This window comes from Pseudomonas sp. 15A4 (assembly GCF_016925575.1).
In the GTDB taxonomy this organism is placed as follows: Bacteria; Pseudomonadota; Gammaproteobacteria; order Pseudomonadales; family Pseudomonadaceae; genus Aquipseudomonas.
In genome coordinates this window covers 4,174,998-4,196,934 of the sequence record NZ_CP068986.1, presented here as the reverse complement: position 1 = coordinate 4,196,934, position 21,937 = coordinate 4,174,998, and the positions used below count along the sequence as shown (strand labels likewise).

Below are 21,937 nucleotides of genomic sequence, written 5' to 3'. Positions count from 1 at the left end.
GTGTGAAAGCGAGCGTTCAGGCGCTCTGTCGTCGCACGCCTGCCGAGACGTCTGCGGCGTCGAGTGCGGCGCGGGTGGGCAGGCCCTCCATGTCGCCACGGCTTTGCACAGCCTGGCTGCCGACCCAGTTGCCCCGGGCAGTGGCCTGTTCGAAGCCGAGGTTTTCCAGCAGCGCGCTGATCACGCCCACCGCAAAACCGTCGCCTGCGCCTACCGTGTCCACGACCTCGGCCACCGGCACGCCGGGCAAGAACGCCTCATTGAGTTGGGTGCGGTAATACGCGCCCTTGGCGCCGAGTTTGATGATCACTGCCTCGACGCCCATGTCCAGATAAAAGCGGGCGATGTCCGCCGGGGTGTCGAACCCGGTGAGCAACTCACCTTCGGCCAGGCCCGGCATGACCCAGTGGGCGTGGCTGGCGAGGTGATTCACTTCGCGGATCATCGTTGCCTGGCTCGACCACAGCGAAGGCCGCAGATTGGGGTCGAACGACACGCTGCGACCGGCCTCGCGCATCTGCGTCATCAGCACGTGGGAAAGCTCCCGGCAGGTGTCGGACAGCGCCGCCGGAATTCCCGTGGCGTGCAAATGCCGCGCCTTGAGCAGCTCCGGGACGATGTCGTTGACCGACAGGTGACTGGCCGCCGAGCCGCGACGGAAGTACTCGACCACCGGGTCGGCGCCTTCCAGCTCCAGGGACTTGAACTGAAAACCGGTGGGGTGCGCGGCGTCCACGGTGACGTGAGCGCAATCGACGCCTTCCTGCTGCAGGCTGTCGGTGACGAAGCGGCCCATGGAGTCGTTGCCGACCCGGCTCAGCCACGCGACCTTGAAGCCCAGCCGCGACAGACCGATCGCCACGTTGCTGTCAGCGCCGGCGATGCGTTTCTCGAAGTGGCGAACCTGCGCCAAGTCCCCGGTTTGCTCGGCCACCAGCATGGTCATGGTTTCGCCGAACGAGAGAATATCGATCTCAGACATGGCTCAGCGCCTCCGCGTCGGTCGCGTTGGATTGAGTAAATCGCGACTGGCCAAGGCGGGCGAGCAGGGCAACCTGCTGGCGCGTCACCTGCAGCAGGTCATCGCCTTGCAGCGGGTATTCGATGGCGCGGGGCAGGTTAACCGGCATGTGCATGATGAGCTGCTCCCACGCTTGCAGATCGGCGGGCGCTGGCGGCACGGCAATGAGCTTGCCCGCTGCATTTACCCTGATCGCTTTGCAATGCAGGTACTCAACGTAACGACCCAACTGCTGCGCGGCGTCGCTGGCGGCCTGTTCCTGCCAGCGCCAATTGCCGATGTCGAAAGTCATGCCGATGGGCATTTGCAGCGCGGTGATCTGCGCGAAGAACTGCACGAAGGGCTCGATGCGGCCGCCTTGCTCGGTCTGGTCGTTTTCCACCAGCACGTGAACGTCGTAGGGCGCCAGGCGATCGGCCAGCGCGGCGACGTCGCAGTGCTCGCCAAAATGCCCCAGCGACACTTTGAGCCAGAACGCACCGCACGCGGTGGCGCGCTCCAGGGTCGGTTTCAATTCGGGGTTCGGTTGCGTGTCGCCTTCGAGCCACAACTCAAGGGGCGCCGAGTACAGGCACTCCAGGCCTTGAGCCTGAATGGCCCGGGCAAGGGCAGGAAAGTCCTGGGCATCCACGCTGGGGCTGAACAGCTCTTCGCGCAGCTCGATGCGCTTGACGCCGGCATCGACGAGTAGAGGTATGAAACTGGCCTGGCCTTGCTCGCGTACAAGGTCTGCACCGAAGGCGCCGAGGCTGATGGCAACGGATGGTAGGGTCATTATTATTGTCCTCTGAAACCGGTTACATTTTTGTTCGAACGAGCGAACCGAGAAAAAGTTCGCGTCAGTGTGCAGGGCCTGACCTGCGGTATCTGTGTGGGATGTCAGGTCTGTCGTCGGGTCGAGCCGCGCGTGATCAATTGCGCAGGGAAGTCGTACAGCCGCACCGGCTCCAGATCGCCGCGCAGGCGATTGAGCAGGCACTCGAAAGCGGTGATGCCCATTTCATGGGTGGGTTGGGCGAGGGAGGTGATGCCGCTGCCGACCAGCGGGTACCAGTCCAGTTCGTCAAGGGCGATCAGGCCGACGTCGTTGAACAGGTGGCAGCCCAGCTCATGCAGCTGGCGGGTGGTGATCAGGGTCGCGACGCCGTTGGCAGTGAACAGCGCTTTGGGGCCGGGGCCTTGCTGAGCGAGGAAGTGGCGCAACCGATCGCGCAACGCCTCGCCGGTTTCGCAGACCTGGCCATGCATGTCGGCGCGCTGGGCAATCTGGTGTTTGAAAGCGTCGACCCGCTCGATCCGCGAACTGGTGCCGTCCTGGGGTTCGGTGACCATCAGCACATCGCGATAGCCGGCGTCGTGCAGATGATCCAGCGCTTGCCGGATCGCCGCGACGTTGTCGAGGCCGACGAGGTCGCTGTGCAGTTCATCCACCTTGCGGTCCACCAGCACCATCGGCAGTTCGCGGTGCAGTTCGCGCAGTTCGTCGAGGTGATGGCCGAGGGTGTTCACGATCAGGCCTTCGATGTTGTAGGAGCGCAGGGCGGCCAGGTGCAGCCGTTCCTGTTCGTCGTCGCGGTCGGTGTTGCACACGACGAGGCTGTAGCCGTGTTTGCGGCAGGCGGTTTCGACGCCGTGCATGACGGCGATGGAGTAGGGGTTGCGGATGTCGGCGACGAGCATGCCGATCAGACGGGTGCGCCCGCGTTTGAGGCCGCGGGCCATTTGGTTGGGGCGATAGCCGAGGGTGTCGATGGCCTGTTCGATGCGTTTGGCGATGGCGTCGGACAGCAGTTGGCGGTCATCGCCGATGAAGCGCGAGACGCTGGCCTTGGAGACGCCGGCGAGGTCGGCGACGTCGTTCATGGTGACGCGGGTGCGCGGCGTCGGGGTGGATATGCTGTTCACGGCCTGGACCTTATTGGATTTATCAGCAGGCTTATGGGGGAGCTCTTTGGCTCTGAAACCGGTTTCAGGAGACACCAGATCTTTAAGGGCGTCAATATCGGTTTGAAGGCATCTGCCTAACGGCAGATATTTCGCCTTCGGCGAGTTACTTGGAAAAGCACCCCAAGTAACCAAGGGTGCTTGCTCCTGGTTTGGCCCCTCCTGCGTCGGGGTTCCTTCACTCCGGTCTCGCTCCGTGGGCCCGCGCCGAACGGACATCCATGTCCTGACGGCGCTCTCGCCGCATCCATGCGGCTCGGCCCACTCCACGAGACCTGCGTTCAGCCTGCACCCAAGTCGCGATGGGCGGTGTCTGGGCATTTTGTGTACGAAGATCAAAAGCAGATCAAAAGCAGATCAAAAGCAGATCAAGGGCTTCCCAGCTGAAGCCGGTCCTACAGTCGAGGTCGCCGCCACTATTTCTGATTGTTCCCACGCTCCGCGTGGTAACGCCGCCCCGAACGCTCCGCGTCTCGAATACAGCGCGCATTCAGGCCTGGGTGACGTGACGCGGAGCGTCCTGGGATGCATACCCACGCGGAGCGTGGGCACGATCATCACGCGAGAGCATGCGGTCCAATTGTAGGACCGGCTTCAGCCGGGAAGCCTTGGATCTTGATCTTCAACCGAGATAGTTCAAACACCGCAAAACGCGACTTTGGTGCAGGCCGAACGTAGACGACGCGCAGTGGGCCGAGCGGCATGGATGCCGCGAGAGCGCCGCTAGGACATGGATGTCCGTTCGGCGCGGGCCCACGGAGCGTCGTCGGAGTGAGGGAACCCGACGAAGTCGGGCCAAACCGAGAGCAGGCACCTTTGGTTACTTGGGGTGCTTTTCCAAGTAACTCGCCGAAGGCGAAACCGAGGCCGTTAGGCCGACGATTTTGATTTTGATCTTGATCTTGATCTTGATCTCAGCCTGTAAAAGCATCCCGCCAGGCCAAACACCGCCGTTCGAGCATCGCCAGCACCCCATCGGTCAACTTGCCCAACACCGCCAACACAATGATCGCCGTCAGCACAATATCCGGCCGCGACGTCTCGCGCCCATCACTGAGCAAATACCCCAACCCCTTCGTCGCGGCGATCAACTCCGCCGCCACCAGAAACATCCACGCCAGACTCAACCCCGAGCGCAAGCCAGTGAACACGCCGGGCAAGGCGGCGGGCCAAAACACATGCACAACCATCTGCCACCGACTGAAGCGATACATCTGTCCCACCTCCACCAGCTTGCGATCGATGTTGCGGATGGCCGCGACACCGTTCAGGTACACCGGAAAGAAAGCCCCGATGGCAATCAGCACAATCTTGGACGTCTCCCCGATCCCCAGCCACAACAGCAACAGCGGCACCCAGGCCAGGCTCGGGATAGAGCGCAGGCCGGCGAACGTCGGCTCCAGATACGCTTCCGCCTCGCGGCTGAGTCCGACCCACGCCGCAAACACCAGCGCCAGTCCCGCCCCAATGACGAACCCCGACAGCACTCGCGTCAGGCTGGCGCCGATGTGCTTCCATAGCGCGCCGTCGGCCAGGTCCATCAGTGTCGAGGCGATCTCACTGGGCGCCGGCATCTGGTAGGACTGCACCCAACCCACCCGCACGGCGATTTCCAGCAACAGTAAAATGACCACCGGCACGGCAAAACCCTTCAAGCGGGTCCGCCCATTCCCACGTGCTCGCCGCACAGTCGGTTGGGCATCAGGTGCCTCGCGCTCCAACCTCTGCGCTTGGGGGCTGACGCTGCTTTCGATACCGCCGCCACCGGCTTCGCGACCCCGCGCGCTGCTCATGGCTTGGCGATGACCGCGTTGCCGAAGCCTGGGTCGATCAAGCGGTCGATGACCTGGTCGACGTTCGTGCCTTTGCGCACCAGCTCTTCGGAAACCAGAATCGGCGCGGCGGCCTTCGAAGCGGTGATGTCCTTGTCGGTCAGCAGCGGGCTGCCAAGGTCAGTACGCGTCAATTGCAGTTTGGCGACATCCAGCGGCAGACCTGACTCCGTGGCGAGCAATTGCGCCAGCTCGTCCGGATTTTTCAGCGACCATTCCCGGGCTTTTTCGTACGCGCCGAGGACGGTTTTGATCGCTTCAGGGTGTTCCTTCGCATAACGCTCGGTCACGCTGACCACGCCGAAGCTGTTGAAGTCCTTGTTGCGGTAGAGCAAGCGCGAGCCGGCCTGTATTTCGCTCGCCGCCATGTGCGGATCGAGCCCGGCCCAAGCGTCGACGTCACCTTTTTCCAACGCAATACGGCCGTCCGGGTGTTGCAGATGCAGCAGCTCGACGTCGTCCTTGGTCAGCTTCGCCTGCTGCAAGGCGCGCAGGGTAAATAGGTAAGGGTCGGTGCCTTTGGTGGCGGCGATTTTCTTGCCCTTCAGATCGGCAACGCTCTGCAGCGTCGAATCCTTGCGCACCACCAGCGCTGTCCATTCCGCGCGGCTGTAGACATAAACCGATTTGATCGGGCTGCCGTTGGCCCGCGCCAGCACCGCCGAGAGACTGGCAGAGGAGGCGAAGTCGACGCCGCCGCTGTTCAGGTATTCCAGCGAGCGGTTGCTGCCCTGGCTGAACACCCAGCTGATTTTGCTCGTTGGCAGCGCTTTTTCCAGCCAGCCAAAATGCTTGAGCACCAGACTGACCGGTGAATAGTAAGCGTAATCCAGATGTACCTCGGCGGGTGGCGCCTCGGCAGCCTGGGCCAGCGATTGCAAGGTCAGTGCAAGCGCGCCGGCGAGTACTTTTAACGAGGTCGGGAGGCGAGGAAACGAAGTCATGGTGAGTGTCCAATCAAAGGGCGGAAGCTGCGTACGGCTGCTTGAGACGAAATCGACAGTCGGAGCGAATCGGTTAGCTTGATTGGAAGATTGCAGGCTTTGTGCCATGGACGTTGGGTCGGTGAAGGCCCGGATTTACGGGAATTCATGGCTTTTAATGCTGCGTATGGCACAGCAGTCTGATGATCAGGTGTTGCTGGGCAAACAGTTGCGCCGGGCTATTTACGCTCTGGGTTAACTCCCTGCGAAACACACGGCCAGGACCGTTGGGCGATTAATTCGGCAAATCAGGCGGTTGCGTGCAACCTCTTGAGCATTTTCTGATCTGATTGGCATTCGTTATACGGAAATATTCGCTCGCCATACTGCACCGAGCCGCACGCTGACAAGGACGTTGCATCGGGCATCATGCCCATCACGAGCCATCAGAAATTCATGCCCATATGAGCTTTTCAACGCCACCACTGTTGTCCCGCGCGATGCAGCGCATGACCTATTTTCTATTGCCGACCCTGCTCATCGCTTCCGCCATTTTCTGGTTCGCAGCGGGCAAGGGTGTGCATGCCGAGCCCAAGAACGGCACCCAGACCCTGGTGTTTCTGCGCCACGCCGAGAAGCCCGAAACCGGCTTGGGCCAGCTGAACTGCCAGGGCCTGAACCGCGCCATCGACCTGTCTACCGTGCTGCCGAACACTTTCGGCAAGGCCGATTTCATCTTCGCCGCGAACCCCAGCCGACATGTGGAAGAGGGCGAGCACGATCATTCCTACAGCTACCTGCGCCCGCTCATGACCGTGGGACCCAGTGCGATCAAACTGGGCCTGCCGGTCAATATCGACTTCGCCGCCAATGACACCGGCGATCTGGCCGATGAGCTGATGCGCGACAAATACCACGACGCCACCATTTACACCGCCTGGTCCCACGGTTATCTGCCGGAGCTGATCAACAAAGTTGCTCAGGAGGCATCGGGCGAGAAACTCAAACTGGTCGACGACTGGGTCGCCGAGGACTTCGACTCCGTGCTGGTCCTGACCCTCAAGTGGAACGACGGCAAGGCCACCCTGCAGTATGAAAACTACAAGCAGAACCTTGATGGCGGGGCCGTGGGCTGCCCGAGCTGACGGGGATCCATCGGATCTCTTAGTGGGACCGGCTTCAGCCGGGAAGAGGCCAGTATGATCACCCTGGATTCTGTAGCGTGGCACCTGACGCTTTCCCGGCTAAAGCCGGCCCCACAGTCGAGGCGACATCCAGTTTTGCTGAGTGCACGCGATCTCTTGGTGGGACCGGCTTCAGCCGGGAAGAGGCCGGTTTGCTCACCCTCAATCATGGGTTTCAGCCCGAAAAATTTGTGCCCCTCCATCGATTCCGCTAGCGTCAGCCGACCCTGACTGCCGGCGCCTCCCCATGCTTCAAGCTCTCCAGCCCCATGCCTCGCGCCTGATCTCCTTTAATCCGCCGTTCAACTGGCAGCGCATGCTCGATTTCTTCGCGGCGCGGATGACGGCGGGTGTGGAAGCGGTGGTCGGGGGCGTTTACCTGCGCAATATAGAGTTCAAGGGCAGCCAGGGTGCCTTGACGGTGGAACTGGCGCCGGGCGGTAAGCAACTGCTGGCGACCGCCAACGGCGAGGTGAGTCAGTACATTGATGAGCTGATCGTGCCGGTTTCACACATGTTCGATCTGTACGCCGAACCGCACACCATCGACCAATCCCTCTCGCAAGACCCGTGGCTGGCATCGCTGGTGCAGCGTCGTCCTGGGCTGCGCGTGCCGGGGGCCTTTTCCGGGTTCGAGCTGGCGGTGCGCACGATCGTCGGGCAGCAGGTCAGCGTGAAGGGGGCGACGACGATTGTCGGTCGCCTGGTGCAGCGCGCCGGGGTTCAGGTCAACGAGGGGTTGCATCCACAATTGGCCTGGCGCTTCCCGACGCCTGAGGCCTTGGCGCAGGCCAACCTGGACAAGATCGGCATGCCCGGCAAGCGCGTCGACACCCTGCAGCGTCTCGCCGCAGCGGTGGCCAGTGGCGAGCTGTCCCTTGACGTTCGCCATGGCGACCTCGGCGATGTGCGCCGACAGCTGCTGGCCATGCCCGGCATCGGCCCCTGGACCGTGGAATACATCGCCATGCGCGCCTGGCGTGACCCGGACGCCTGGCCCGCCGCCGACCTGGTGCTGATGAACCTGATGACCCAGCAAGAGCCATCGCTGCTCCGTTTGCCGCAGCACAAGGCGCGGGCCGAAGCCTGGAAACCCTGGCGCGCCTACGCCGCGATTCACATCTGGAATTCCGCAGCGGATGCGGCGGGCAAGCAGAAGGGCGGCTGACCGGGGAGTTTGAGCGCAAGAACCGGGTGGTTCGGGATGGGCGCGCGAGTAGTATGACGGCGTACGGCCCATGCCCGGAAGATTCCAGATAACCCCCGCGCGCCCGTATCGAGAGCAAAAAACCAGAGCAGGAGCCAGAAGATGATCTTCACCTACCGTTTCATCGATTCCCCGGTCGGTCAGCTGAAACTGATCGCCAAAGGCCCGCGCCTGGCCGCCGTGCTGTGGGAAAACGACCGCCCGAATCGCGTGCTGCTGGGGGCGATGAGCGAAGACACCGGCAGCGATATCCTTGACCGGACTGAGCGCCAGCTCGCCGAATACTTCGCCGGGCAGCGTCAGCGCTTCGACCTTGAGCTCGAATTCCATGGCACAGCCTTTCAGCAGACAGTCTGGCAGGCCTTGTTGAGCATTCCCTTCGGTGAAACCCGCAGTTATCTCGACGTTGCCCTGCAGATCGGCAACCCGGCGGCCGTGCGCGCGGTCGGTGCCGCCAACGGCAAGAACCCGATTTCCATCATCGCCCCCTGCCACCGCGTGATCGGCAGCTCCGGAGCGCTCACTGGTTTTGCCGGTGGCCTCGACGCCAAGCATCTGCTGCTGACCCTGGAGGGTTATCAGCCCGCACTCCGGGAAAAGCGCGTCAAGGCAGTGGCTTCGACCCAGGCGTCACTGTTCTAGACTGGCCCACGCAATCACGCACACGCACACCGTAAAAGTAAGCACCCGCCCCGAAACCGAATCAATGGAGATGATCATGCCCGGTTCCGCTCAGACGTTTCGCTCGTTGCATCACCAATCCACCGTTTTGCGCCTGCCCAATGCCTGGGATGCGGGCAGCGCTCGACTGTTCGAAAGCCTCGGCGCCACCGCCATCGCGACCACCAGCGCCGGGGTCGCCTGGGCCCAGGGCTATGCCGATGGCCGGGTGTTTCCGGTCGACATTGCCGTCAGCGTTGCGGCCGGCATCGCCCGGCTGATCAAGGTGCCACTGTCGGTCGACATCGAAAACGGTTACGCGGACGACCCGCAAACCGTCGCGGAAAACGTCAATCGGGTGCTGGACGTCGGCGCGGTCGGGATCAATATCGAAGATGGTTCCGACGCGCCGGCGCTTCTCGCCCGCAAGATCGAGGCGATCAAAAACATGGCGGCCCGCAACGGCCTGGACGTCTTTATCAATGCCCGCACCGACGTGTACCTGGCGAGTCTGGTCCCTGATGAGCTGCGTCTGGAAGAAACCCTGAAGCGCGGCCAGCTGTACAGGGAGGCGGGCGCGGACGGCCTGTTCGTCGCGGCCCTGGTGGATGTCGAGCAGATCAAAGCCGTCGTTGCAGGCATCGGTCTGCCCATCAATCTACTGGCGCGACAGGGACTGCCCGCCGCCGACGTACTGGCCGAGTTGGGCGTGCGCCGTTTGAGCGCCGGGTCGAGCATTGCCCAGACGCTGTGGGGACAGGCTGAACAACTGGCGCGGGATTTTCTGCAGGAGGGCCGCTCAGAGACAGTCACCGACACCAGCCTCGCATATCCGCAGATTCAGGCGCTGTTTGAGCGCTAGGCAGGGCTTTTGAGCAGGGTGGGGATTCCCCGGATTCGCCGCTCTGTTACAAAAATGGCGGCCGGATCGACAAGAGGCGCTGGTCAGGGTTAATCGAAAAGAGTACAAATGTGCTCCATGACGACCCTATCCTCCAAACGCGCTGCCATCCTCACGTTCATTCGAGATCGCATCGCCCAGAATGGCCAGCCTCCCAGCCTGGCTGAAATTTCCGAGGCCTTCGGATTTGCGTCCCGCAGTGTTGCGCGCAAGCATATCGTGGCCCTGACCGACGCCGGCTTGATCGAAGTCGTCGCCAATCAGGCCCGCGGTATCCGCCTGCTGGACACTCGCCCACGTCCGCAGATGCTCGACATACCCGTGCTCGGCCGAGTGGCCGCCGGTGCGCCCATCGGGCCCGATCTCGATCACCACGACACCTTCACGCTGGACAGCCGCACCTTCATGCGCGTCCCGGATTACCTGTTGCGGGTGAACGGTGACTCGATGATCGACGACGGCATCTTCGACGGCGATCTGGTGGGCATCCTGCAAAGCGCCGAGGCCCGCGACGGGCAGATCATCGTCGCCCGACTGGATGGCGAAGTGACCATCAAGCGCCTTGAGCGCGGCGATGATCAGCTGCGCCTGCTGCCGCGCAACCCTGCGTATCAACCCATCATTGTTCGGCCAGACCAGGACTTCGCCATAGAAGGCGTGTTCTGTGGCCTGGTACGCCGGGAATGATGGGCGCGGTGGTCAGCCTCGACGCGCTGCTGGACGAGCGTCGCGTCTGGAAGGGGCGTCAGCAGGTTGCTTCGGTGGCCGCGCAGCCCACCGGCCACGCGGCACTCGATGCAGCGTTGCCTTTGGGCGGCTGGCCACCTGCAGCGATGACCGAAGTGCTGGTGGCGGCCAACGGCAGTGGCGAGTTGCGGCTGATGTGGCCAACCCTGGCGCGGCTCGCTGACAGCGGCGAGCGCATCGTGCTGGTTGCGCCTCCTTTTTTGCCCTATGCCCAGGCCTGGCAGATGGCGGGCATCGACCTGAAGCAGTTGTCGATCATTCATGCCAACGAGCGCGATGCCTTGTGGGCGGTGGAGCAATGCCTGCGTTCGGGCAGTTGCGGCGCTGTGTTGTGCTGGCCCACCAAAGTCGACGACCGCGCCTTGCGGCGGTTGCAGGTGGCCGCCGAAACCGGTGAAACCCTGGCCTTTGCCTGCCGCGGGCATGAGGCGGCGGCCAATCCGTCACCGGCCGCGCTGCGCATTGCGATCGATGCACGCCCCAGTCAGTTGCGGGTGCTGAAGTGTCGCGGCGGGCTGGCGCCGTCTTCCCCCGTTCCGTTCACTGCTGACGCCTGAGGTTGCCATGCTCTGGGCTTGTGTCCTCCTCCCGCAGCTGGCGCTGGACGGCGTCATGCGTCGTCGCGAAAACCCTGCAGAACCGCTGGCACTGATCAGCGGCACGGCCCAGCGCCGGGTGCTGCAAACGGTCAACCCGGCGGCCCGAACCATAGGCCTGCGTGCCGGCCAGTCGTTGACCGCAGCCCATGCCATGACCCGTGAATTCGCCACGGTCGAATACGACCCGGACGAAACCGAGCGCTGGCATCGTTTGCTGGCGGCCTGGGCCTACCGTTTCAGTTCCCACGTCAGCCTCAAGTACCCGCGCGTGCTGTTGATGGAGGTCGAATCCAGCTTCGGCCTGTTCGGGCCATGGCCGGTGTTCGAAGCGCGTCTGCGTCAGGAACTGACCGAACTGGGCTTCACCCACCGCATCGTTGCGGCGCCCAACCCGTTGGCGGCCCGCATGCTCGCCAACGCCCATGATGGGCTTGCCGTGACCGAGGGCGACACGCTGCACGAGGTGCTGGCACAGATGCCGGTCAACCGTATCGGCCTGCCAACCGAAGTCGCCACTGCACTGGCGCGCATGGGGCTGCACCGCGTGCGACAGGTTGAGGCGTTGCCCCGCGACACCCTGGCCCGGCGTTTCCCGGCGGCCGTGCTGCAACACCTCGACACGCTGTTTGGGCGCAGGCCCATGGGGCTGGAGTGCTATGTGCCGCCGGACCGTTTCGATACCCGCATCGAGCTGAATTTCGACGTCGAATCCCATCAGGCGCTGTTGTTTCCGCTCAAGCGCATGATTGCCGATCTGGCGGTGTTTCTGGCCGGGCGCGACAGCGGCGTTCAGCGTTTCGTGATTCATCTGGAGCACGTGCCGAGCGTTGGCAGCGTTGCGCCGGACACGCAGATTCCCGTCGGCCTGCTCAGCGCCGAGCGCGAAGCCAACATGCTGTTCGAGCTGGCGCGTGGCCGTCTGGAGCAAGTCGAAGTGCCTTCGCCGGTGCGCGCACTCAGATTGCAGGCCAAGGACCTGCCGGCGTTTGTGCCCACTCACCGCGAGCTGTTCGACGACCGTCCGCAGCAGACCATGCCCTGGGAGCAGCTGCGCGAACGCCTGCGTGCCCGGCTTGGAGATGAAGCGGTCGCAGGGCTGGGTTTCAATGCCGACCATCGCCCGGAACACGCCTCGCTGTCAGCATCCCCCAGCAAACCGCTGGCGCTGACCCTTAAAGTGCCACGCCCCGGCTGGCTGTTGCCTGAGCCGGAGTTACTGACCGAGCCCGGCCTGCGCGTGTTGGCCGGGCCGGAGCGCATCGAGTCGGGCTGGTGGGACGGCGGCGACGTGCGCCGCGACTACTACCTCGTCGAAACCCGCAATGGCCAGCGCGGCTGGGCGTACCGCAGCGTCGGTGACAGCAACCTGTTGCTGCACGGCTGGTTCGCATGAGCGGGGATACGCCGAGCTGCATTGCCTATCGAACTTCAGCTTTCAGCGCGGGGCGTCGAGTGCGAAGGAGCTGTTCGAGCGCGCCAGGCTGCACGGCTATCAAGCGCTGGCGATTACCGATGAATGCACCCTGGCGGGCATTGTGCGGGCGTGGCAGGCGGCGAAGGAATGTGAACTGCCGCTGATCATCGGCAGCGAAATCACTGTCGAGAACGGGCCGAAAATCGTCTTGCTGGTGGAGAATCTTGCCGGTTACCAAGCCTTGTGTCGCTTGATCACCCAGGGTCGGCGTCGAAGCAAGAAAGGCGAATACCGTTTGCTGCGCGAGGACTTCCAGCCGCCGCTCTCGGGGCTTTTGGCGCTCTGGCTGCCGGATCTTGATCAGGACGTTCCGACGCGGCGGGAACAAGGCGCATGGCTGCGTGGGATTTTTCAGCAGAATCTGTGGCTGAGCGTCGAGTTGCATTGCGGTCCGGATGATCGAAAGCGCCTTAACACTCTGCTCGGTATGGCACGGGCCCTGGCGATTCCAGCCGTCGCAAGCGGCGACGTGCACATGCACGCTCGCGGTCGTCGGGCCTTGCAGGACACCATGAGCGCCGTTCGCCACCACACCACCGTGGCCGAGGCAGGGCATCGGCTGTTTGCCAACGGTGAGCGGCATCTGCGGCCGCTGTCGGTGCTCGGCGAGGTGTATCCGGCAAGCCTGCTGATCGAAACCGTAAACATCGCCCGGCGCTGCACCTTCGACCTCAGTGAATTGCGCTACGAATACCCCCATGAACTGGTACCGCCTGACCAGTCCCCCAGCACTTGGCTGCGGCATCTGACCGAGCAGGGCGCAAGCCGTCGCTGGCCTCAAGGCGTGCCGGAGGTCGCCCGCAGCAACATCGAAAAAGAGCTGAAGGTGATTGCGGCCAAGCGCTACGAGAGTTACTTCCTTACGGTGCATGACATCGTCAGCTTCGCCCGCGACCAGCACATTCTTTGCCAGGGCCGAGGCTCGGCGGCCAACTCCACAGTGTGTTTCGCCCTGGGCATCACCGAACTGGACCCGTCAAAAAGCAATCTGCTGTTCGAGCGTTTCATCTCCGAAGAGCGCGACGAGCCCCCGGACATCGACGTCGATTTCGAGCACGAACGGCGGGAGGAAGTCCTGCAATACGTGTTCCGTCGATACGGAAGGGGCAGGGCGGCGCTGACCGCCGTTGCCAGTACCTACCACGGTGCGGGAGCGGTCCGCGATGTGGCGCGCGTCCTCGGTTTGCCCCCGATCAGATCAACGCTTTGGCCGACTGTTTCAGCCGCTGGAGCGACAGCATGCCGCCCGCCGAACGCCTGCGCGAATGCGGTTTCGAACCCGACAGTCAGATCCTGCGGCGGGTGCTGACGCTGACCGGCGAACTCATCGGCTTCCCGCGGCATTTGTCCCAGCACCCCGGCGGTTTCGTGATTTCCGAGCACCCGCTGGAAACCCTGGTGCCGGTGGAAAACGCCGCCATGGCGGACCGCACCATTATTCAATGGGACAAGGACGACCTCGATCTGGTGGGCCTGCTCAAGGTCGATATCCTGGCCTTGGGCATGCTCAGCGCGCTGCGCCGGACCTTCGATCTGGTCAGGGGCTATCGTGGTTACGATCTGACCATCGCGACCATTCCTTCCGAGGACAAACCGACCTACGACATGATCACCCGCGCCGACACCATCGGCGTCTTCCAGATCGAGTCGCGGGCGCAGATGTCCATGCTGCCACGCTTGAAGCCCAATACCTTCTATGACTTGGTGATCGAAGTGGCCATCGTCCGCCCCGGGCCCATTCAGGGCGGCATGGTGCATCCGTACCTGCGCCGCAAGAACGGCGAAGAGGCAGTGACGTACCCGTCCGAAGAACTGAAAGTGGTGTTCGAGCGCACGTTGGGCGTGCCGCTGTTTCAGGAGCAGGTCATGCAGCTGGCGATCGTCGCTGCCGATTATTCCCCGGGGAGGCGGATCAACTGCGCCGTTCCATGGCCGCCTGGAAACGCCACGGCGGTCTCGAGCCCCATCGCATTCGCCTCAGCGAGCGCATGAAGGAAAAGGGCTACCCCGACGAGTTCATCCAGCGGATTTTCGAACAGATCAAGGGCTTCGGCAGCTATGGCTTCCCGGAATCCCACGCCGCCAGTTTCGCGCTGTTGACCTACGCCAGTTGCTGGCTCAAGTGCCACGAGCCGGCGGCGTTTACCTGTGCGCTGATCAACAGCTGGCCGATGGGCTTTTACAGCCCTGATCAATTGCTGCAAGACGCCCGGCGCCACCACATCGACGTGCATCCGGTGGACGTGCGTTACAGCGACTGGGACTGTTCGCTGGAGCCGGTGGCTGGCCGGGAGTACAACCAGAACCTGGCGATCCGCATGGGCCTGCGCATGATTCGCGGCTTCCGCGAGGAGGATGCCAGACGCATCGAACAGGCGCGCGGCGTACGGGATTTCAAAGACGTAACCGACCTGTGCATTCGCGCCGAACTGGACAATCGGGCCCGTGCTGCGCTGGCGGATTCCGGTGCATTGCGAGGCCTGGTGGGGCATCGGCATCGGGCGCGCTGGGAGATCGCCGGCGTCGAGATGCAACGGCCGTTGTTCGGCGATGACTGTTTTGGCGAAGAGGCCCAGGTCGCGCTGCCGTTGCCGAGTGTCGCCCAGGACCTTGCAGCCGATTACGACACCCTCGGCACCACCCTCGGCCCACACCCGTTGGCCCTGCTGCGCCATAAACTCGCCGCGAAGCGTTTTCGCAGTTCTAAGGATTTGCTGGATGAAGAACATGGTCGGAGCTTCAGCGTCGCCGGTCTTGTCGTCGGTCGACAACGGCCCGGTACCGCCAGCGGCGTGACCTTTGTCACCCTGGAAGACGAACACGGCATGATCAACGTCGTGGTCTGGCGTGATCTGGCCGAGCGTCAGCGCAAGGTGTTGGTGGGGTCGCAGTTGATGCAGGTGTTCGGCAAGTTCGAATACCAGAAGGGCGTGCGCCACGTCATCGCCCAGCGATTGTTCGACCTCACGCCGATGCTCACCGGGCTCGACGTGCGCAGTCGGGATTTCAAGTGATGGGCAGGGACACATCGAACATGACGTTATCGCCGAGCTACCGGTGATAAACAGTGTGGGCGCGAGCTTGCTCGCGAAAAGGGCAGTCCATCCGCAGAATCTTTAGCGACTGGAATGCTCTCTTCGTGAGCAAGCTCACGCCCACATGGACTGCATCTGCTCCGCGATACCGTGGCGTCTTGACGACGGGCAATCCTCTACAGAATGTTCACCTGCCCGATCCTGAGTTCGGGCGACAAGTGCCTCCGCGACTCAGATTTCCACCTTCACCGCCCGCCCAGTCTTGATCGACTCAATGGCGCAGTTCGCCAGATGCAAAGCTTTCAAGCCATCGCGGGCGTTGGTCGGCAGGGGCTGGTTGCCGCGTACCGCGTCAATGAACTGGTTCAGCTCGATGCGATACGAAGCGGCATAACGCTCGAGGAAGAAGTTCTCCAGCGGCTCGCGCACTTCGGTTTGCGTGGCGCTGTAGCTGCGCACCGTGCTCGGGCGATGGTTGTCGTTGAGGATCATCCCCTTGGAACCGAACACTTCCAGGCGCTGATCGTAGCCGTACACGGCCTCGCGGCAGCAATTGATGTGGCACTGTTTGCCTGAGGCGGTGCGCAGCAGGACCATCACGCTGTCGTAGTCGTCGATCTGGGCGAGCGCGGGCTCCACCAGTCGGCTGGCGATGGCGATCACTTCGATGGGTTCTTCGCCGAGCAGTGTGCGTGCGGTGTCGAAATCATGGATGGTCATGTCGCGGAAGATGCCGCCGGAGTGGGTCAGGTATTCCACCGGCGCCAGCCCCGGATCACGGCTGGTAATGATCACCTGGCGCACCTCGCCGATGTCCCCCGTGTAATGGCTTTGCGCATCTGCAAGGTGTCCGGGTCGAAACGGCGGTTGAAACCCAGCATCACTTTGCCGTTCAGGCGCTCGATCTCTTCCACTGCGCGGGCGGCTTTGGCGAAATCCAGGTCAATGGGTTTCTCGCACAGCACCGGTTTGCCCAGCTTAACCGCCCGCAGCATCAGGTCGATGTGGGTGTCGGTCGGCGTGCCGATGACAATCGCGTCCACATCGTCCCGGGCAATGGCCTCGGCGCAATCGTAGGCCGCCGCGCAACCCAACCTCTTGGCCAGGGTGTCGACGCCTTCGCGCCATGGATCAGCGATCAGCACGAGTTGCACGTCGGGGTTGGCAGCCACGTTGGCCGCGTGAATGTTGGCGATACGGCCTGCGCCGAGGACAGCAATGCGTAGCATGGGTGGATCTCCGGGATTGTTGTTATGGGGTGATCGGCGTAAAGGCGCGACTGCGCGTCAGTGGGTCAAGTTGAACGGTGTCACCACCTGCACGTGGGACACGGGAATCGGCATCGCCTTCCACAGGCGATGAAACTGCAGGATGTGCAGAAACGCGTTGCGGGCGTCCACGTGGAGGTTGTGATCGATGATCGCGGCCATCTTTTCTTCCGCCAGCAGTTGCCGGTTTTCCTGATCGAGGTCGTGACCGATGAACACCTCCAGGGGCCGATCGAGTGCGGCGAAGGCTTCGACGATGGCTCGGTTGCCGCCGCCGACGCTGTAAATGGCCTTGATCGCCGGATTGTCCCGCAGCGCCCGAGTCACGTTTTCAAAGGTCGGCTCATGCACCCCAAACCCTCCGGTGACGTCGACCACGCGCAGGTGCGCCGCACGGCTGCGCAGCCAGGTGCGGAAACCCATTTCCCGTTCTTCCTCGCCCCGAAACAGCTCACTGCTGATCACCACGGCCACGTCTTGCGCTTCCTCGGCCAACCAGCGCGACATCAGGTACGCCGCCGTTTGCCCGGCGGTGCGATTGTCCATACCGATGTAACCGATGCGCTCACTCTGGGGCAGGTCGGAAACAAATGTCACCACCGGCACACCCGCTGCCGTGGCCTGATTCACTGCCTCGTTGATCGGTAACTCATCTGCGGCCTTGATGATCAGGCCCTGACTGCCTTTGCCGACGCAACGCAGGATCAGGTCGTGCATCTGCTGCGTGCTGATGGCCTGATACAGGTGAAAACGCGGAAAGACACGAAACGGCGCCAGATTGCCGAGCTGCGCGAGAATCGCCTCCTGCACTGCATCGCTGAAGCGCTTGGGTGTGTGGAGGATGACATCGATATGAAAGGTGCGGCCCACCGCAGGCCCTGACTTTTCCTGGGCTTCGAGTTCTTCGAGGGCTTGATGAATGCGGCGGTGGGTTTGGTAATGCACGCTGCCGCGCTGGTGCAGGACGCGATCGACCGTCGCTTTGCTCACGCCGGCCTGAGTCGCGATCTGCTTGATGGAAAAACGTCTGGCGCGGTCGAGCATGTGAATCCCCTGGCGCCTCTGGATGAGGTCTTGTTGAGGTCGATTCGGGGCCTCTGTCAGGCTGTCGCAATGCTAGTCGCAGTTCTATTACTTGTACAGATGGAAATTAAATTCCAAATAACGGCTCGTGACTGTGCGTGTTGAATGCCACACATCCCTTGGCACGGGCTGTGCTGTGCTCAATGCTTCAGCTGAAAACCTACTCGCCCGGAGCCCCCATGTACAAAGACTATCCCGCTGCTTATCAGGTCAGCAAAGGCTCGGCCCTGCAGGTCGACACCGCCTTTTATCAACGCATTCGCGACGCGCAGGACAGCCGCACCCTGGTCGAGCAATTCGAAGTGCCTATCCGCACTGGCCGGGCGTGGAAGGTCAAGGCCGGACAGGTGTTCCGCGTGACCACCCCGGTGGGCCCACAAGTGGGCGACTTCAACGTCTGGAGCGCCGATGATCCGCGCGAACGCATGTGGGCCGCGCGCACCCGGCAACTGCAGGGCGCCCATGTCACGACCCACGACCGTCTGTGGTCGAACCTGCCGTTCCTGCGGCCGATGGTCACCATCACCGACGACAGCCTCGCCAGCTATGGCATCGACGAGCACGGCGGGCGGCTGCATGACTTGCTCGGCACCCGCTGCGATCCCTATGTGAACAAAATGCTCACCGGCGAAGACTTTCACCATCACTGCCATTCGAATCTGACTCGGGCAGTTCTGCCCCATGGCCTGACCGAATTTGACGTCCACGACGTGCTGAACATCTTCCAGTGCACCGGCTTGAATCACGACGACCTGTATTTCATGAAAGCCTGCCCGGCCAAACAGGGGGATTACCTGGAATTTTTCGCCGAGATCGACCTGCTGTGCGCGTTGTCAACGTGCCCCGGCGGTGACCTTTCACTGCCAATGTGGGGCCCGGATGCCCAGGACCCGCTGACCGTTTGCCGGCCGCTGGGTGTCGAGGTTTACGACCTTGATGCGGCGTTGCTGCAAGGTTGGGAGCAGCCCAAACGCGCTGTCTACAACGGTCTGCACGGGTTGAAGATCGAAAAGGCGGACTGGGAGAAGTAAGGCCGTAGTGATGCAGGTTCTGCAGTGAGAGAGCCTGCGGGCAGGTCACCGCGATCAGGCATCCCGCAACAAGTCGTGGGCGTTGAGCAAGCGCCAGGCGATTTCGGGGTTCTTTTCCAGCCCGCGGCGGATGGCGGCGGGGATGGCGGCGCGGGTCTTGCGGCACATGCCGGGCAGTGCGGCGATGTCGATGACCATGCCGCGCATGCTGCGCACCTCATTGAAGCCGGGAGCGATGTCCAGGCGGATGCCGAGTTGGTCGAACATTCGCGTTTGCAGGCGCTGCAGATCTTCCAGGCTGGCGATATTTTCCAGGCGATCGAGCAGGCGTTTCTCTTCCTGGCGGGTCAGGCGAAGGATGCGCACATCTGCTCCGTCCAGCGCCAACAGTTGGTCGCGGTCGCATTGACAGGCGCCGGGCGGGCAGGGCGAGCGGATCGGCAATGGGGAGGTCATGGGCTCCGATCATAACCATCGGCTGTAGGGATTTACAGCGGTAGCACGGGCGTTCGCGCCGGAACATCGAATCATGAATCTGGTAAGGCCAATAGCTTGATTCGTTGATTGGTCTTGCCAATGATCGGGCGGCTGTGTAGTTTTTCCTGAGCCGCAGGGCGAGCCATTCAGCTGCGGCCCGCGCTTTCAGCATTCATCAGCCACCTCACAACAACAAGATCATTGCCCGGCAACAAACGGCTTCGGCCCTCCCAGTTGCGCCGGCGTGCCTGGTCTGGAGAAAGAAGATGCTCACCGTCGTCTGCGAAAAACCCGGATCCCTCCTGGCCCTTGACCGTCCGAAACCCGAACGCGCCCCTGGCGAAACCCTGGTCCGCATCAAGCGGGTAGGCGTCTGCGGCACCGACCTGCATATCTTCAACGGCAACCAGCCGTTCCTCGAATACCCCCGGGTCATGGGCCACGAGTTCTCCGGCATCGTCGAGCAAAGCGAGGCGGGCAGCGGGCTTGAGCCTGGCGACGTGGTGTATGTGATGCCGTATCTGTCCTGTGGCGACTGCATCGCCTGTCGCCAGGGCAAGACCAATTGCTGCGTGCGCATTCAAGTGCTGGGCGTCCACCGCGACGGCGCGTTCACTGAATACCTGAGCTTGCCCCACGGCTTCGTGCTCAAGGCCGACGGTGTGACGCTGGATCAGGCGGCCATGATCGAATTTCTGTCCATTGGCGCCCACGCGGTGCGTCGCTCGGACGTGCAATCCGGCCAGCGCGCGCTGGTGGTTGGCACCGGCCCGATCGGCATGGCGGTGGCGATTTTCTCCCGCCTGCGCGGGGCGAAAGTCACCGTGCTCGACACCCGTGAGGACCGTCTGACGTTCTGCAAGCAGCACCTGCAGATCGACTCGGCCGTGCTGATCGGCGCGGACGACAAGCAGCAACTGGAGCAACTGACCCAGGGCGAGTTCTTCGATGTGGTGTACGACGCCACCGGCAACGCCAAGGCCATGGAGCGCGGTTTCGAGTTCATCGCCCACGGCGGCAAATACGTGCTGGTGTCCATCGTTCGCGACACCATCAGCTTCTCCGACCCTGAATTTCACAAGCGCGAAGCGACACTGATGGGCAGCCGTAACGCCACGGTCGAGGACTTCCGCTACGTCGAGCAATGCCTGCGCGACGGCCTGATCCCCGACGCAGCGCTCAACACTCATCGCATGGCCCTGAGCGAAGTGACCGAACGCTTCACCACGCTGCTCGACCCGGCGCAGCGGGTCGTCAAAGCCATCGTCGAATGCTAGGAGGCGCGGGCATGCGTGCGACCCCGTTTACCCCGATCTTGCAATTTGGCACCAGCCGTTTTCTTCAGGCCCACGTCGATCTGTTCATTTCCCAGGCGCTTGAAAAGGGCGAAGCGCTGGGCAGAATGACTGTCGTGCAAACCACATCCAGCGCGGACAGTGCCCGGCGGGTGCAGGCGCTGGCCAGCGGCTTGGGGTATCCGGTGCGCATTCAGGGCATGGAAGACGGCCGAACAGTAGATGAAGAGTATTGGTCGACCTCGATTGCCGGGGCGCTGCACGCCGACCCCGATTGGTCAGTGATTCGTCAGGCGATGCGGCACGACGTGAAGGTGGTGATTTCCAACACCGGCGACAACGGTTACGTGCTGGACGCGGCGGACACGGCGTCTTGCCTGGCCGCTGATGCCCTGACGCCCCGGAGTTTTCCGGCGAAACTGCTGGTGTTGCTCCATGACCGCTGGCAGGTGGATCCTGATGCAGCGTTGTCGCTGTTCCCCTGTGAGCTGGTGTCGCGCAATGGCGACGTGCTGCGCGACCTTATCAGTCAACTGGCGGCGGAGTGGGGCATCGACGTCGGCTTTGCCCACTATCTGCGAGGCACCTGCCGCTGGGCGAATTCCCTGGTTGATCGCATCGTCTCGCAGCCCATTCAACCGGTTGGCGCCATTGCCGAGCCGTACGCGATCTGGGCGATTGAGCGGCAGCCGGGGCTGGTGCTGCCGTGTACGCACCCTTGCGTGGTGGTGACGGATCAACTGGAACAGTACGAGCAGTTCAAATTGTTCATGCTCAACCTCGGGCACACCTGGCTGGCCGAGCGCTGGTTGAAGGATGGCCGGCCGGCGGACGAGACGGTGTTCCAAGCGATGAACGACCCAGGGCTGCGTGAGAGCCTGGAGGAACTGTGGGAGCGGGAGGTGCTGCCGGTGTTTGCAGCGAAGGGCCAGCTGGATCAGGCGCGGGATTATCTAACCATCGTTCGCGATCGGTTTCTCAACCCGTTTTTGCAGCACCGGATTGCCGACATTGCGCAGAACCACGAGGAGAAGAAACGCCGCAGGTTTTTGCCGGTAGTGGAGATGGGACGTTTAATTGCGGGGTTTGAGCAGCCGCAGCTTGGCGGAGCGTTGGTCGATTGATCCCCAGCTGACACACCGAGAATCCATAGTGGGACCGCTTGCATCCAGTTGAGCGCCGCGCGCGAAGATCTGCGTCCATCAAACTGACACACCGCGCCCTAAATAGTGGGACCGGCTTTAGCCGGGAAGGCG

17 protein-coding genes and 2 pseudogenes are annotated in these 21,937 nt (G+C 62.7%); 11 read left to right on the top strand and 8 right to left on the bottom strand.

The window, feature by feature from the left end:
• Positions 1-16: 16 nt before the first annotated feature.
• From JN403_RS18520 to JN403_RS18500, 5 genes are all read right to left on the bottom strand, one after another.
• A complete protein-coding gene (locus JN403_RS18520; protein ID WP_205483659.1) occupies positions 17-982 on the bottom strand; it encodes a sugar kinase in 966 nt (321 codons plus the stop codon).
• Positions 975-1,796, bottom strand: coding sequence for an AP endonuclease (locus tag JN403_RS18515; RefSeq protein WP_205483657.1), 822 nt, complete (start codon positions 1,794-1,796; stop codon positions 975-977). The genes JN403_RS18520 and JN403_RS18515 overlap by 8 nt, the downstream gene beginning before the upstream one ends.
• A 104-nt stretch (positions 1,797-1,900) precedes the next feature.
• On the bottom strand, positions 1,901-2,884 hold the full coding sequence (locus tag JN403_RS18510) for a LacI family DNA-binding transcriptional regulator (protein ID WP_122625499.1): 984 nt from the start codon (positions 2,882-2,884) through the stop codon (positions 1,901-1,903).
• Between the two features lie 995 nt (positions 2,885-3,879).
• On the bottom strand, positions 3,880-4,653 hold the full coding sequence (locus JN403_RS18505; RefSeq protein ID WP_240357010.1) for an ABC transporter permease: 774 nt from the start codon (positions 4,651-4,653) through the stop codon (positions 3,880-3,882).
• Positions 4,654-4,754: 101 nt separating this feature from the next.
• On the bottom strand, positions 4,755-5,741 hold the full coding sequence (locus tag JN403_RS18500) for an aliphatic sulfonate ABC transporter substrate-binding protein (RefSeq protein WP_205483653.1): 987 nt from the start codon (positions 5,739-5,741) through the stop codon (positions 4,755-4,757).
• Positions 5,742-6,184: 443 nt separating this feature from the next.
• Here JN403_RS18500 and JN403_RS18495 point away from each other — a divergent pair, with 443 nt between their 5' ends.
• The 8 genes and pseudogenes from JN403_RS18495 to JN403_RS18460 all read left to right on the top strand — a co-directional run bounded on the left by JN403_RS18495 (position 6,185) and on the right by JN403_RS18460 (position 15,506).
• Positions 6,185-6,865, top strand: a complete 681-nt coding sequence (locus JN403_RS18495; protein WP_172611952.1) for a hypothetical protein — start codon at positions 6,185-6,187, stop codon at positions 6,863-6,865.
• A gap of 286 nt (positions 6,866-7,151) precedes the next feature.
• Complete coding sequence (locus JN403_RS18490; RefSeq protein ID WP_205483651.1) at positions 7,152-8,072, top strand: DNA-3-methyladenine glycosylase; 921 nt, start codon at positions 7,152-7,154, stop codon at positions 8,070-8,072.
• Positions 8,073-8,213: 141 nt separating this feature from the next.
• On the top strand, positions 8,214-8,753 hold the full coding sequence (locus tag JN403_RS18485; RefSeq protein ID WP_122537246.1) for a methylated-DNA--[protein]-cysteine S-methyltransferase: 540 nt from the start codon (positions 8,214-8,216) through the stop codon (positions 8,751-8,753).
• Between the two features lie 76 nt (positions 8,754-8,829).
• Positions 8,830-9,633, top strand: coding sequence for an isocitrate lyase/phosphoenolpyruvate mutase family protein (locus JN403_RS18480; RefSeq protein WP_205483650.1), 804 nt, complete (start codon positions 8,830-8,832; stop codon positions 9,631-9,633).
• Positions 9,634-9,741: 108 nt separating this feature from the next.
• Entirely contained in the window at positions 9,742-10,359 is a 618-nt protein-coding gene (gene lexA, locus JN403_RS18475; protein WP_205483648.1) for a transcriptional repressor LexA, read from the top strand.
• Positions 10,359-10,976, top strand: a complete 618-nt coding sequence (gene imuA / locus JN403_RS18470) for a translesion DNA synthesis-associated protein ImuA (RefSeq protein ID WP_205487507.1) — start codon at positions 10,359-10,361, stop codon at positions 10,974-10,976. The genes lexA and imuA overlap by 1 nt, the downstream gene beginning before the upstream one ends.
• A gap of 7 nt (positions 10,977-10,983) precedes the next feature.
• Positions 10,984-12,411 carry a DNA polymerase Y family protein gene (locus tag JN403_RS18465; protein WP_205483646.1) on the top strand — a complete coding sequence of 476 codons (1,428 nt, stop codon included), beginning with the start codon at positions 10,984-10,986 and terminating at the stop codon, positions 12,409-12,411.
• A pseudogene (locus JN403_RS18460) lies at positions 12,408-15,506 on the top strand (error-prone DNA polymerase). Before JN403_RS18465 ends, JN403_RS18460 begins: the two are co-directional and overlap by 4 nt.
• A gap of 252 nt (positions 15,507-15,758) precedes the next feature.
• Here JN403_RS18460 and iolG read toward each other — a convergent pair.
• Positions 15,759-16,756, bottom strand: a pseudogene (gene iolG, locus JN403_RS18455) (inositol 2-dehydrogenase).
• 57 nt (positions 16,757-16,813) lie between these two features.
• Positions 16,814-17,839 carry a LacI family DNA-binding transcriptional regulator gene (locus JN403_RS18450; protein WP_205483644.1) on the bottom strand — a complete coding sequence of 342 codons (1,026 nt, stop codon included), beginning with the start codon at positions 17,837-17,839 and terminating at the stop codon, positions 16,814-16,816.
• Between the two features lie 218 nt (positions 17,840-18,057).
• On the opposite strand from JN403_RS18450, the gene JN403_RS18445 reads away from it, so the two are divergent.
• A complete protein-coding gene (locus JN403_RS18445; RefSeq protein ID WP_205483642.1) occupies positions 18,058-18,909 on the top strand; it encodes a DUF1989 domain-containing protein in 852 nt (283 codons plus the stop codon).
• Between the two features lie 54 nt (positions 18,910-18,963).
• Here the strand turns inward: JN403_RS18445 and JN403_RS18440 are convergent, their stop codons facing one another.
• Positions 18,964-19,365 (bottom strand): hypothetical protein, encoded by a 402-nt coding sequence (locus JN403_RS18440; protein WP_172611962.1) that lies wholly within the window; start codon positions 19,363-19,365, stop codon positions 18,964-18,966.
• A gap of 287 nt (positions 19,366-19,652) precedes the next feature.
• On the opposite strand from JN403_RS18440, the gene JN403_RS18435 reads away from it, so the two are divergent.
• The gene (locus JN403_RS18435; protein ID WP_172611963.1) at positions 19,653-20,663 is read left to right on the top strand and encodes a zinc-binding alcohol dehydrogenase family protein; all 1,011 of its coding nucleotides are present in this window, start codon (positions 19,653-19,655) and stop codon (positions 20,661-20,663) included.
• A gap of 11 nt (positions 20,664-20,674) precedes the next feature.
• Positions 20,675-21,805: a mannitol dehydrogenase family protein gene (locus JN403_RS18430; protein WP_205483640.1), complete on the top strand. Its 1,131-nt coding sequence runs from the start codon at positions 20,675-20,677 to the stop codon at positions 21,803-21,805.
• Positions 21,806-21,937: the final 132 nt, after the last annotated feature.

Coding starts and splice junctions, on each gene's coding strand:
- JN403_RS18485 (WP_122537246.1), top strand. CDS start 8,214: ATGATCTTCACCTACCGTTTCATCGATTCCCCGGTCGGTCAGCTGAAA.
- JN403_RS18445 (WP_205483642.1), top strand. CDS start 18,058: ATGTACAAAGACTATCCCGCTGCTTATCAGGTCAGCAAAGGCTCGGCC.
- lexA (WP_205483648.1), top strand. CDS start 9,742: ATGTGCTCCATGACGACCCTATCCTCCAAACGCGCTGCCATCCTCACG.
- JN403_RS18520 (WP_205483659.1), bottom strand. CDS start 982: ATGTCTGAGATCGATATTCTCTCGTTCGGCGAAACCATGACCATGCTG.
- JN403_RS18480 (WP_205483650.1), top strand. CDS start 8,830: ATGCCCGGTTCCGCTCAGACGTTTCGCTCGTTGCATCACCAATCCACC.
- JN403_RS18515 (WP_205483657.1), bottom strand. CDS start 1,796: ATGACCCTACCATCCGTTGCCATCAGCCTCGGCGCCTTCGGTGCAGAC.
- JN403_RS18495 (WP_172611952.1), top strand. CDS start 6,185: ATGAGCTTTTCAACGCCACCACTGTTGTCCCGCGCGATGCAGCGCATG.
- JN403_RS18430 (WP_205483640.1), top strand. CDS start 20,675: ATGCGTGCGACCCCGTTTACCCCGATCTTGCAATTTGGCACCAGCCGT.
- JN403_RS18510 (WP_122625499.1), bottom strand. CDS start 2,884: ATGAACGACGTCGCCGACCTCGCCGGCGTCTCCAAGGCCAGCGTCTCG.
- JN403_RS18490 (WP_205483651.1), top strand. CDS start 7,152: ATGCTTCAAGCTCTCCAGCCCCATGCCTCGCGCCTGATCTCCTTTAAT.
- JN403_RS18500 (WP_205483653.1), bottom strand. CDS start 5,741: ATGACTTCGTTTCCTCGCCTCCCGACCTCGTTAAAAGTACTCGCCGGC.
- JN403_RS18465 (WP_205483646.1), top strand. CDS start 10,984: ATGCTCTGGGCTTGTGTCCTCCTCCCGCAGCTGGCGCTGGACGGCGTC.
- imuA (WP_205487507.1), top strand. CDS start 10,359: ATGGGCGCGGTGGTCAGCCTCGACGCGCTGCTGGACGAGCGTCGCGTC.
- JN403_RS18450 (WP_205483644.1), bottom strand. CDS start 17,839: ATGCTCGACCGCGCCAGACGTTTTTCCATCAAGCAGATCGCGACTCAG.
- JN403_RS18435 (WP_172611963.1), top strand. CDS start 19,653: ATGCTCACCGTCGTCTGCGAAAAACCCGGATCCCTCCTGGCCCTTGAC.
- JN403_RS18440 (WP_172611962.1), bottom strand. CDS start 19,365: ATGACCTCCCCATTGCCGATCCGCTCGCCCTGCCCGCCCGGCGCCTGT.